The sequence below is a fragment of the Photobacterium swingsii genome, from assembly GCF_024346715.1.
Classification (GTDB): Bacteria; Pseudomonadota; Gammaproteobacteria; order Enterobacterales; family Vibrionaceae; genus Photobacterium; species Photobacterium swingsii.
In genome coordinates this window covers 2,460,360-2,471,864 of the sequence record NZ_AP024852.1, presented here as the reverse complement: position 1 = coordinate 2,471,864, position 11,505 = coordinate 2,460,360, and the positions used below count along the sequence as shown (strand labels likewise).

Sequence of the window (11,505 nt, the reverse complement as noted above, 5' to 3'; positions counted from 1 at the left end):
AACGGTTTTACTCATCGTCTTGCGGGCTTAGCCAGCGGTAGACGATACCTGCCACTAGAGCGCCTAGCAGTGGCGCAAGCCAGAATAGCCATAACTGAGAGACCGCCCAGTCGCCAACTAAGAGTGCAGGGCCTGTACTTCGCGCAGGGTTAACAGAGGTGTTTGTGACAGGGATACTGATCAAGTGGATTAATGTGAGTGCCAAACCAATTGCTAGCCCTGCCATCGCAGGTGTCGCAAGTTTATGGGTCGCACCCAAAATGACAATCAAGAACATAAAAGTCATGACAAATTCGGTCACAAAGCCAGAGACTAAACTGTACCCGCCAGGAGAATGTTCACCGTAACCGTTAGAGGCTAAACCGCCTGCTAGATCGAATCCAGCTTGTCCGCTGGCAATAACATAGAGTACATAGGCACCGACGATAGCACCAAGTACTTGAGATAAAATATAGGGAACAACATCAGCAACAGGAAAGCGACCGCCAGACCATAAACCCACAGTGACTGCGGGGTTTAAGTGACAACCTGAAATATGACCAATCGCATAAGCCATAGTGACAACGGTTAAACCAAAAGCGAGTGATACCCCTAAAAGCCCGATACCAACATCAGGAAATGCTGCGGCGAGTACTGCACTACCACAGCCTCCGAGTACCAACCAAAATGTGCCAATAAACTCCGCGACTAGCTTTTTAAACATACTTCATCCCCTTCATCCCTCCAACACAAAGGCAGGAGAGTTAGCGCAAATAAGTGATAGAAAATTGCCTGTCAGTGGCAAATTAATGCTTATGTGTTGCTAAAGTATAGGTCTAAGGTGTCATAGACATGTTTCAATAAAGAGACATGAAGCAATATAAAGACGGGTTACTCTGCCCCTGAATGATCCAATAGATAGTCTTCAAGCTGATCTGATAGCCATTGCACAACGGCCCCACGGCGTGACTCTTGTTCGACGATTTCACCGTAAGGTTGCCAACTCATTGCGCGGTTATGTTTAATGACTTTCACTGTACCATCGCGCAACCTGTCTTTGATTAATAAGTCAGGGACATAAGACCAACCAGTACCGTCTACCACGGCATTGCGTAAATACTCGTAAAAGGCGAGGGCAATATAGTTGGTTGATTTAGGTGATACAGGTTTAAGGCTTTCATCATCGATATAGGCTAACGCAATTTCGGTATAACGTTCTAAATCTGCGCTGTGTACTTTACGTAACTGACTGAGAGGGTGATCTTTATGTGCGACAGACATCATGCGGATTTGCCCTAAATCAACATGGTGTAATCGAGGGGCACGGTGATTTGCTGGGAGTAAGCCATAAGCCACATCAATGATATTTTGCTCGACCATATCTTCTAGCTCAGGTGGCGGCGCCACATACACAGAAATGCTGGTTTTGGGAAAGGTTTGTTTGAGTTTTTTGATGAGATCTCGCCATAGTGTTTCAGGTAATGCATCGTCACGTGCAATTCGAATAGCAGACTCAACACCTTCAGTGTGCTGTGCACATTTGGCCTTAATTTCATTGGCTATCATGGCGAGGCGTTCACAATCGTTAGCGACCGTTTGACCTATGTCTGTCAGTAAAATGCGGTTGCCCGTGCGCGTCAGCAGTTTGACCCCTAAATCATCCTCTAATGCGCTTAAAGCTGCACTCACCGTTGTTCTACTTTTATTGAGCTTTCTTGCGGCTTCGCTGATAGACCCTGTTTGGCTGGCCTGTAGAAACATTTCTATTTGCGATATTTTCATTCTGATTTGACCTGCGAATATAGGGAAGCCTCTAATGATTTGGCTTTAGTGACGAAAAACTCGTCGCTCAGAGATTATAACAATGCTGAAACCCGCGTTACTATGAAGGTGATTACAAAAGAAGTGTATATATCGACGAAAAAGCTGTCGATTATTGAGGTTTATATGTCATGCAATATTCAGTTAGAGCGTAAGCTACTCCAGTTTTCTACGCTATCATCATTCATTTTTGCCGTAATGGGTATTGGTTTAGGTTTGTGGCTAGGCTCATTAGTTATCGTTTTTGATGGTGCGTATTCATTCGTCAGTTTAGCCTTGACCCTAGTGTCTTTAGTGGCTGCGGCGTATCTACATCGTGGCAAAAAAGGTGCGCAAGCTGAGGTGAAATCGACGGCTTATTCCCAGACACATGCGCAGCAAGTTGAATCCAGTGTGATTGCCTTTAAGGGAATGGTCATTACCGTCATGTGTCTTGTTTCTTTCTATAATGCCATAGAAGCGATTGTGAATGGTGGCCGTAATATCGATACAGGCATCGCATTGGCTTTTGGGGTTATCAACGTTATTGGCTGTTTTATTAACTACAAAGTGATGGCGATATACAGTGGTAAAGCAGAGTCTGCCTTAGTTGACGCAGAATCAAAGCAATGGCTGATGGATACCGTTATTAGTGGTGCTGTGTTGATTGGCTTTACGATAGCAACTGGGTTGAAAATGTCAGATTATGCTCACTTTGCCCCGTATGCCGATCCTATTATGGTTGTGATTGCATCGGTTTACTTTGTGATTGTACCGCTGCAAATGACATGGGGGGCACTTAAGCAATTACAAGCAACCCGTCAGGTAGTGAGCGCTTAAAGTGAATAAAGCTTGAGTAGCCTAAGCTGCAATAAAAGAAAGATGAGTGATACCAATACCAGTCATTAATGAGCAAAAATGGTTTGATAATGTATGGGACGGTATTAAGCGCCCAATGTGATATTTAGCATTGGGCGTTTTATTTTTATCGGCCGAGCAGCAATGTTTGCTCGATTTCCCTGAAGAAGTTTGCCGTATTTTGCAGCGAGGTGGCTGTTAACCCAGGGACACCGTAAATTTCAACATCTGCCTCAAATTTGGTTTGAACTTTATCGACTAGCAGGTCGAAATCGCCATCGCCAGAAAGCAGAATAACGCGATCAACGTCGGGTGCATGTTCAACAACATCCAGTGTGATACCGACATCCCAGTCGCCTTTGGCTGAGCCGTCACTGCGTTGAATAAAAGGCTTCAATTTCACCTCAAAACCAATACCACGCAAGATGTTTTGGAACTGACGCTGCTTTTCATCGCCACGGTGAATAGCATAAGCATAGGCTGCTACCACTTCACGCCCTTGGGTTGCTTCTGCCCAAAATGCATTGTAATCGAAGTTACAGTGATACTTTTCTTTGACCGTGTAATAGATGTTTTGCACATCGACAAAAATAGCGACTTTTTCCACAATGAATCCATTTAGATAAGTGACCACTCAAGCTTACCCTTTTGCTGCTGAAAAACAAAGCAAAGTGCCTAAACTAGCTGTTGTAGATGCTTAGCGGTATAGTAACGACATAATTAATCGTAAAGGTTATTCAATACGAATGAAAAAGTTAGTCTTAGCATTTACTGTTTTAGCCGCTTCAGTCAGCGCTGCGACGGTACAAGCGAAAAGTTGTCCTGTAGATGTTCAACACGAGGTCCGTATTGCTGGTGATCAAGTTTCTGTGTACGAAGCGGGTCAACCTAAACTGCTTATTGATGAAAACAACAATGTATTCGTGAATGGCAAGCAGTTGGATTTAAATGACATGCAGCAACGCGCGTTAGATGCCTATTCTGAGTCGGTAAAAGAGAATTTACCTAAGATGGCTGATTTGGCGAAAGATGGTGTGGGCGTGGCAAACGATGTACTGGATGAGGTTTCCGCTGATTTTGACTCCAAGGAATCTTTTGCCAAGGTACAAAGCTTAATTGATGAGTATGCAGCCAAGGCGAATGATAAATTCTATCCTGAGGGTGAATTTGTGATGCCAAAAGACTTGTTCGATGAAATGGATACCAGCTGGAAAGCTGAGTTTGAGCAAGCACTAAAACATGTCAGCATGGAATCAGCATCAGCCATGTTTGCGGCACTATCTGCAGAGATGAAAGACGGTGATTTGAGCTTTTCAGAGTTGCAAACCAAGTTTTCTGATCTTAAAGCACGGTTAGAGGCACGTATTCGTTCGCGCTCAAGTGAAATGGCAGTGAAAGCCAATGATTTGTGTGATTCGATGAAAGGACTGGCGCAAGAAGAACAAGAAGTGCAAAAAGTGATCCCAGAGCTTAAAGACTATCAAGTCTTTGAGATCTAGTGCTTAATGGAAATAACAGTGCGAGTTTAGAGTGATAAATTGACCTAGGTTTGATTGCATATGAGTTACGTATGGTACGTTGAACGTATGTATCGATATTGGTTATCGTCTTGAGCGGTAGGTCTGCTTTAGCATTATGCCCTTGTTGATCCCATGGACATAACTGCCATCACCTTTAGGAGTTTGCACCTATGCTAAAAATTGCGGTTATTATTGCTTTGCTTTTTCTCGCATTTATTGCGGTGAAGTACCTTAATGAAACCCAGCAAAAGACAATCATTAAGCTGCTGTTGGTGGTGCTTGGTGGAGTAACGCTTTTCTTCCTCGGTTCAGAACTCTTTCGTTAGACATTTCAATTCTAGTCTTAGCTGAAACTAAACAGCCCACGCAGTCGTGGGCTGTTTTGTTTTATGTCGTTGTCACAAGCTTTAAGCTGCCTGTTTTATACTCTTGAGCGACTACGATTAGGCTTTTTACCACCGTTGCCAGCGCCATTACGGCTGGCTGGTTTACCGCTGCCACCACGCGCGCCTGGGCCATTACCCGTATTATTACGGTTGCCTGATGATTGGCCAGTTGGCTTTCCACGTTTACCGCTATTGGGTTTATTGCCGTTGCCGTTGCCGTTGCCGTTGCCGTTTTGCGGTCGGTTTCCACCATTGCTACCCTGTTTACCATTGCGTTTGCCATCTTTACGGATGTCTGGCTGATTAGGGTGTTTGGTCGCAAAGCGTTTTGCGCCATGGCGACCAGAACCACGACGCTGCGCTGGTGTTAGCTCTGCATCACTGCCTTCTTCTGGAACCAAGCAGTTAGGACGATCACCAATCAGGTATTTCTTACCCATGTTGACCAGTGCTTCACGGATCAAAGGCCAGTTCACAGGATCATGGTAACGTAGCAATGCTTTGTGTAAGCGGCGCTGACGTTCACCTTTTGCAACGAATAAGTCTTCACGCTTCTTGTATTTAACACGCTTCAACGGGTTGGTTTCAGAGTGATACATCGCTGTTGCATTACACATTGGCGATGGGTAGAAGTTTTGTACCTGATCACATTGGTACTCGTTCTGCTTCAACCAAAGTGCAAGGTTGAGCATGTCTTCATCTGTTGAACCTGGGTGCGCAGAAATAAAGTAAGGAATAAGATATTGTTTCTTACCTGCCTCACGGTTGTATTTCTCAAATAGCTCTTTAAAGCGATCGTATTTGCCCATACCCGGCTTCATCATCAGATCAAGCGTGCCTTTCTCTGTATGTTCTGGAGCAATTTTCAAATAACCACCAACGTGGTGAGTAACGAGCTCACGAATATACTCTGGTGATTCGATGGCTAAATCGTAACGCACACCTGATGCGATCATGATCTTCTTAATACCTTTCACTTCACGTGCTTTACGGTATAGATCGATAGTGTGCTTATGATCTGTGTTGAGCTTCTTACAAATATCAGGGTAGATACATGCAGGACGACGACAGTTAGCTTCGGCTTTAGGATCCGAACAACCAAGGCGGTACATATTCGCTGTTGGGCCACCAAGATCCGAAATTGTGCCGGTAAAGCCAGGGACTTTGTCGCGAATTTCTTCTAACTCGTTAATGATCGACTCTTGTGAACGGTTTTGGATAATACGTCCTTCGTGTTCTGTGATAGAACAGAATGAGCAACCACCAAAACAACCTCGCATGATATTTACCGAGGTCTTGATCATGTCATAGGCTGGGATCTTTGCTTTGCCGTACGAAGGGTGTGGTACACGCGCAAAGTACAGGCCAAATACGTAGTCCATTTCTTCCGTTGTTAGCGGAATAGGCGGTTTATTGATCCATAGCTCACGATCAGCGTGTTTTTGGATAAGTGCACGCGCTGAATGCGGGTTCGTTTCTAAGTGCATTACACGGCTTGCGTGTGCGTACAGAATACGGTCATTACGCAGTTTTTCATACGAAGGTAAACGTACCGCTGTGCTATTTGAGTCATGGCGAGATGGCTGAATGTGAACCACTTGCTTAACAGGCTGTGCGTCTGCTTGCTCTTTTTTATTGGTTTCACACACTTCTTCAGTCGCATATGGGTTCGGCATTTGCATGGCGCGGCCCGGCTTTTCAATGCGACTTGAATCGATTTCTTTATATCCAGCAGGTAGTTCGCGCATCATTACAGCCGTTCCTGCAATGAACTGCATTTCTTCTAGCGTTTTACCGTCAGCTAGGCTGTGTGCGACTTCAACCAGTGCACGTTCGGCGTTACCAAATAGGAGAATGTCTGCTTTTGCATCCACTAAAACAGAACGACGAACTTTATCAGACCAGTAATCGTAGTGGGCAAGGCGGCGTAGGCTCGCTTCAATACCACCCAGCACGATAGGGGTTTCTTTGTAGGCTTCACGACAACGCTGAGAGTATACCAATACGGCACGATCAGGACGCTTGCCCCCTTCGTTGTTCGGCGTGTAGGCATCGTCGTGGCGCAGTTTACGGTCGGCAGTATAGCGGTTGATCATGGAGTCCATGTTACCCGCAGTGATACCGAAGAACAGGTTGGGTTGCCCAAGTTCCATAAAGGCATCTTTGTTATCCCACTTAGGCTGGGAAATGATACCAACACGGAAGCCTTGCGCTTCTAGTAAACGCCCAATGATCGCCATACCAAAGCTAGGGTGATCAACATAAGCATCACCTGTAACAATAATTATGTCGCAGCTATCCCAGCCAAGTGCATCCATTTCTTTTCGAGTTGTCGGTAAAAATGGGGCGATGCCATAGCACTCAGCCCAGTATTTGGGATACTCGTTAATTTTGTTTAAATTCATAATCTTACAATATTGTTTATTCATCAGGGGCATGGGTTAGAGGGCGTTCTTGCCATCGTTACGGTTCAGCAAATCCAGCTGACCCTAAGTGGGTTTACCACTCAGTGACTCTATGTTTTGTAAATGGTTTCAGCATTTGAATGCCCCTGTTAGGTCGGTGATGATCGTTTAAGCCTATTACTTCAATGGTTATCTTGCTCTGCAGCTAGAACGAAAGCATAAGGCGTATAAAATGGGCATGAGTTTACCATGTTCATGAACCAATACATCATTTTCTGTAATTGAGTATATGAATGTTAGCTGCTTTGAGCCGTTCTGCTGCGGTAATTAGTGGATTATCGATTGAGCGTGGCGCTATTTTGATTTGTTAAACGCTGGATGCATGCCTTCTTTAGCCAGAAAATGATTGGTAACGGGGCGTGAGTAATAAAAATTGAAATTTAAATATTCTTCCAAGGTCATGTAAATGATGTGTTAAGTCGTAAAAAGGAAGAATCAATGAAAATGTTTAAATTTATTGCTCTGAATTTGTTTGTTTTAGGCTTAAGTGCTTGTGGTGGAGATGGCGATGGTAGCGGTAGTACGCCTGATTTGAGTGATTCCGATGCTGTATACGAGTTAGAGTTTAAAACAAATTGGACAGCAGCCAACTTTGCCACCAACTTTCCCAGTGATAGGCATTTTTCTGGTCTGATTGGGCTTACCCATAACAGTAATGCCAAGCTTTTTGAAGCAGGTACACTTGCTTCTAATGGTATTGTTAGCATGGCTGAGACCGGTGCGAAAGGGACATTAAAAGCTGAAATTGAAGGTTTACAAAATCAAGGTGATTCACACTCAACGGTGGATGGTGGTGGGATACCTGCAAGTGCGTCATCTGTTAACTTAACCTTTGGTATTTCACAAGATCACCCACTCGTGTCTGTTGTTACTATGATAGCGCCAAGCCCTGATTGGTTTACAGGCATTAACAGCGTACCTTTATTTGTTGATGGTAAGTGGGTCGAGGAGCTTGAAATTCAACTCATCTCTTATGATGCAGGCAGTGATAGTGGTGTTACCTTTTCTTCTGCCAATTTAGCCACTACGCCGCGCGCCACTGTCACTAAACTAACGACAGACAGAGCCGATACTGATTTTGAGAACGGTGTCCATGCTGTGACCTCGCAATCAATAGGAACCTTCACACTGAAAAAAGTGAATTAATCTCACTAGGCTCAGCATTCTTCAATGAATGAGCATGGAGAATGCTGGCTGATCGCGTGCATTGTTATTTCACTTCTTTAATTCTCTATATTCGAATGATTGCATTTACAGTATGTTGATCTGTATAATTGTCGTATTTGATTGGTTTAGTGTTGTAGCAAATAGAGATGATTATAGGAGAGACATATTTGTGGGAGTCCTGATAACGTTAAGGTCTTCAGGGGTGAGAATTATGGATATAGCTTTTATATTAAAGCTGGTTTTATTGCTGTTTTTTGCTCTCATTTATCGGTGAAAGTGTTCATCCTATAAGGTGAATGCGATACGATAGTCAGGCGATTAACCGAATCAAAGGCTATATGTATACTATTTTCTCATTACTCAAGTGGGTTGTTTTGATTTATCTAGTCAAGACAGGTCGTATCCCTGAATCGGTGCTCATCAAGTGTCAAAAATTTACGGTTGCTGCAATGACGATGTTTATTGTCCATCTTGCTGCACTAAGTCATGTTGTTGAGTCTGTCGATCTAGTGAGCAACGGAATTGCCGAAGGATATATCCAGCGAAGAGTTTAACGCGCTAACCATATCAAGATATTTATAGGGATATACACCCCTGATGTTAAATAGCAGACTTGATATAAAAGGAGGGGCCATGCCTCTCCTTTTTCTTTTCTAATTATCCCGACCTAAACCGTGGAATAAAAAAGCCCGCACAGGGCGGGCTTAATAAGTGCTTGTTTAAGCTAGTAATTAAACAGCTGTCGGTACCATGATTTGCGTTGCAACAATCACGATAACAATACCCACCAGTACTGGCACTGAAGTACGTTTAACGACTTCAAACGGTGACAGTTTAGCCATGCCCGAACACGCAACCACAACACCAGAAACCGGTGATACTGTGCGGCCTAAGTTCGATGCTTGTAGCATAGGAATAACAAGATACGCTGGGTTAATGCCCATTTTAGCGGCTAGGCTAGGGATCAGTTCTACGAATGCGTAGAACGGTGCGTTACCCGAACCTGTTGTGATTGCCGCAATGGTAGTGATAGCAACCAGAAGAATCATCAGGAAGATACCACCCGCACCAGCCACTTCAGCTAAGTGAAGTAGGTTGTCGATGAAGCCAACTGACTTCAGACCTTGTGCAAACACACCCGCCGAGATAAGTAGCATTACCACGCCAGAGAAAGCATCTGCCATGCCTTTGTATGCAGCATCTAGCCCTTCAAATACCTTGCTTGACTCACGGTGACGAATAAGCTCGATAACGGCAGCTAGGAACATACAAATAACCAAAATGGTTACGATGTGCAGCTGTGGGAATAGCTTACCACTGAACAGTAGTACACCGATGATAGGTGTAAACGGTAGAATACAGAAGAACTTAGGTGCGTTAACTTCAAGCTCAGAGACATCTAAACGCTCATGAACAACACCTTCTTTGTCATCAAGGTAACGCTGCCAGAAGAAGTGTGCAGCTGCCATACCGATGATCGCAACAATAGAGATAGGTAGGGTTGTTTTGAATGCAAAATCAATCAGTTCCATACCAGCAGATTCGGCTGCAACAACCACATCACCCGATGTTGGTGAAAGAATGATAGCTGCTGGAGATGCACAGATAGCAGCTGCGGCACCACGACTAATACCCATATTCACCATTAGAGGGAATAAGGTCGCCATCAGTAATACACCTAGGCCAGTTGCTGAAGAAACGGCTAACGACATGAGACATGCCACAAAATAGGTCGCAACCATAAGTACATAAGGTGATTTGATAAAGCGAAGTGGGCGAGATGCCATCATCACAACCATATCGTTGGCACCGATCTTGGTCATATAAGCGGCAAAACCACAAAGCATCATGATCATCATACCTAAGCCGCCTGCGCGGTACATTAATAGGTATTTGATGTATTCAAAAACGTCGGTTAATGGGTTACCTGTAGAGGTAACACCTGATGGTAAAACATCTTTACCTAACGCTGCGGTAATCGCCAATAGAATAATACCGCCTGTTAAAAGCACTCCAGTTGCTGTGTATCCTTTAAAGATGTATCGACCTACACCTGCTGCAACCAGAAGACCAATTACTAACTCCAACATGGAAAATGTCCTCTTAAAACTACAAATAGAAAAAATTAAAATCTGTGAATAGTTGTATAATTTGCTTACACATCGTTTAGCAGCAATGTACCTAAAAAGGGCTGGGGGTACGATAGTTAACAAACTATCTTATGATCTAAAACATAATTTTCTGTGTGATGTTAATTTTGTGCTACTGAATTGCTGTTTTTCATCGTTAAGCAAGTAAATATAAGATTAAGAATGGCTTTTTGTTTAAGGATAATAGGTGCACATGTTAACGGTATAAGTGTGACGTGGCGTCGATGTGTGAAATTGATGTGACGTTAAAATCGCATTTATAAAATTGGTTTATCCGCAACATTTTTTAACATATTCTTTAAATGCACGATCTGCGAGCGATAAATATCCTTGCTTTCGCCATGCAATGGCAATATCTAAATAAACGGGTTCTTCAAAAGGAATAGGCAATACACCGTGTTCGTGCTCTGTCACCATTTCGAGTAATGCACTAATTGCGAAGTCACGCCTCACTATGTTTAAAATCATTGGGAGTAAGTTTGTTTCAAAGGAAATGCGCGGTTGGAGCTGCTGGCTATCACATACTCTGTCGATGAACTCGCGGTGAAAATAACCTTTTTTAAACATTACCAATTCTTGCGCAAAGAATGTTTTGAAGTCGATACTTGCTTGTGGTGCAAAGGGATGATCTTCGCCTACCACAGCGACCATTTGCGAGGTAAGTAAGTGCTCTGTCGCAAGCGCTTCGGGAACGTTATGGTTAATGATAACGCCTAAGTCTAGCTCTCCATCGATCAGCATTTTTCGAATTGATTGTGCACCACCTTCAACCATGGTTAATTTAAGGTTGGGGTATTGGCTCTTAAAGCCCATTAATATTTCAGGAAAGAAGTAAGAACCTAACATACTCGGCACACCTAATCGGACTTCCCCTTTCTCTAATCCTCGCAACTCCGCCATTGCTATTTCGGCGTCGTTTAATTGTTGAAGCACTAGGCGTGCATGGGGCAGTAATACTTCCCCTTCGTGGGTTAAGGTGATCTTTCGCTCGTTACGATGGAAAAGGTCGAGTTCTAGTGAGGCCTCGAGCTTTTTGATCGCAATACTCAAAGCCGGTTGAGCAATATTGAGTTGCTTAGCAGCTGCTGTGAAATTACCTATCTCAGCGAGTGTCACAAAGTATTTAAGCTGACGAATGTCCATAGTTATATCTTTTATTTATCATCCTTATAGTTTCAAT

10 protein-coding genes are annotated in these 11,505 nt (G+C 43.7%); 4 read left to right on the top strand and 6 right to left on the bottom strand.

Annotation, left to right across the window (positions count from 1 at the left end; genetic code table 11):
• Positions 1 to 7: 7 nt before the first annotated feature.
• Together aqpZ and OCU77_RS11285 are read right to left on the bottom strand one after the other, a co-directional pair.
• Positions 8 to 703, bottom strand: coding sequence for an aquaporin Z (aqpZ, locus tag OCU77_RS11290; RefSeq protein ID WP_107302524.1), 696 nt, complete (start codon positions 701 to 703; stop codon positions 8 to 10).
• Positions 704 to 870: 167 nt separating this feature from the next.
• The gene (locus OCU77_RS11285) at positions 871 to 1,761 is read right to left on the bottom strand and encodes a LysR family transcriptional regulator (RefSeq protein ID WP_048899514.1); all 891 of its coding nucleotides are present in this window, start codon (positions 1,759 to 1,761) and stop codon (positions 871 to 873) included.
• Positions 1,762 to 1,926: 165 nt separating this feature from the next.
• Between OCU77_RS11285 and OCU77_RS11280 the strand changes: the two genes are divergently transcribed.
• Entirely contained in the window at positions 1,927 to 2,619 is a 693-nt protein-coding gene (locus OCU77_RS11280) for a cation transporter (RefSeq protein WP_048899588.1), read from the top strand.
• A gap of 145 nt (positions 2,620 to 2,764) precedes the next feature.
• Here OCU77_RS11280 and OCU77_RS11275 read toward each other — a convergent pair whose 3' ends face one another.
• Entirely contained in the window at positions 2,765 to 3,244 is a 480-nt protein-coding gene (locus OCU77_RS11275; RefSeq protein ID WP_048899515.1) for a LabA-like NYN domain-containing protein, read from the bottom strand.
• Between the two features lie 139 nt (positions 3,245 to 3,383).
• On the opposite strand from OCU77_RS11275, the gene OCU77_RS11270 reads away from it, so the two are divergent.
• Complete coding sequence (locus tag OCU77_RS11270) at positions 3,384 to 4,136, top strand: YggN family protein (RefSeq protein WP_048899516.1); 753 nt, start codon at positions 3,384 to 3,386, stop codon at positions 4,134 to 4,136.
• 191 nt (positions 4,137 to 4,327) lie between these two features.
• Positions 4,328 to 4,483 carry a hypothetical protein gene (locus tag OCU77_RS11265; RefSeq protein WP_160314723.1) on the top strand — a complete coding sequence of 52 codons (156 nt, stop codon included), beginning with the start codon at positions 4,328 to 4,330 and terminating at the stop codon, positions 4,481 to 4,483.
• Between the two features lie 95 nt (positions 4,484 to 4,578).
• Here OCU77_RS11265 and OCU77_RS11260 read toward each other — a convergent pair whose 3' ends face one another.
• Entirely contained in the window at positions 4,579 to 6,948 is a 2,370-nt protein-coding gene (locus tag OCU77_RS11260) for a YgiQ family radical SAM protein (RefSeq protein ID WP_048899589.1), read from the bottom strand.
• 498 nt (positions 6,949 to 7,446) lie between these two features.
• On the opposite strand from OCU77_RS11260, the gene OCU77_RS11255 reads away from it, so the two are divergent.
• Complete coding sequence (locus tag OCU77_RS11255; RefSeq protein WP_053111840.1) at positions 7,447 to 8,154, top strand: spondin domain-containing protein; 708 nt, start codon at positions 7,447 to 7,449, stop codon at positions 8,152 to 8,154.
• Between the two features lie 752 nt (positions 8,155 to 8,906).
• Here the strand turns inward: OCU77_RS11255 and dcuC are convergent.
• Both dcuC and OCU77_RS11245 read right to left on the bottom strand, forming a co-directional pair.
• Positions 8,907 to 10,265 (bottom strand): anaerobic C4-dicarboxylate transporter DcuC, encoded by a 1,359-nt coding sequence (gene dcuC / locus OCU77_RS11250; RefSeq protein ID WP_048899518.1) that lies wholly within the window; start codon positions 10,263 to 10,265, stop codon positions 8,907 to 8,909.
• Positions 10,266 to 10,595: 330 nt separating this feature from the next.
• Complete coding sequence (locus tag OCU77_RS11245) at positions 10,596 to 11,468, bottom strand: LysR family transcriptional regulator (RefSeq protein WP_048899519.1); 873 nt, start codon at positions 11,466 to 11,468, stop codon at positions 10,596 to 10,598.
• Positions 11,469 to 11,505: the final 37 nt, after the last annotated feature.

What these genes read in the sequence shown, in the direction of transcription:
- aqpZ (WP_107302524.1), bottom strand. Translation starts at nt 703, where the DNA reads ATGTTTAAAAAGCTAGTCGCGGAGTTTATTGGCACATTTTGGTTGGTA.
- OCU77_RS11285 (WP_048899514.1), bottom strand. Translation starts at nt 1,761, where the DNA reads ATGAAAATATCGCAAATAGAAATGTTTCTACAGGCCAGCCAAACAGGG.
- OCU77_RS11280 (WP_048899588.1), top strand. Translation starts at nt 1,927, where the DNA reads ATGTCATGCAATATTCAGTTAGAGCGTAAGCTACTCCAGTTTTCTACG.
- OCU77_RS11270 (WP_048899516.1), top strand. Translation starts at nt 3,384, where the DNA reads ATGAAAAAGTTAGTCTTAGCATTTACTGTTTTAGCCGCTTCAGTCAGC.
- OCU77_RS11265 (WP_160314723.1), top strand. Translation starts at nt 4,328, where the DNA reads ATGCTAAAAATTGCGGTTATTATTGCTTTGCTTTTTCTCGCATTTATT.
- OCU77_RS11260 (WP_048899589.1), bottom strand. Translation starts at nt 6,948, where the DNA reads ATGAATTTAAACAAAATTAACGAGTATCCCAAATACTGGGCTGAGTGC.
- OCU77_RS11255 (WP_053111840.1), top strand. Translation starts at nt 7,447, where the DNA reads ATGAAAATGTTTAAATTTATTGCTCTGAATTTGTTTGTTTTAGGCTTA.
- dcuC (WP_048899518.1), bottom strand. Translation starts at nt 10,265, where the DNA reads ATGTTGGAGTTAGTAATTGGTCTTCTGGTTGCAGCAGGTGTAGGTCGA.
- OCU77_RS11245 (WP_048899519.1), bottom strand. Translation starts at nt 11,468, where the DNA reads ATGGACATTCGTCAGCTTAAATACTTTGTGACACTCGCTGAGATAGGT.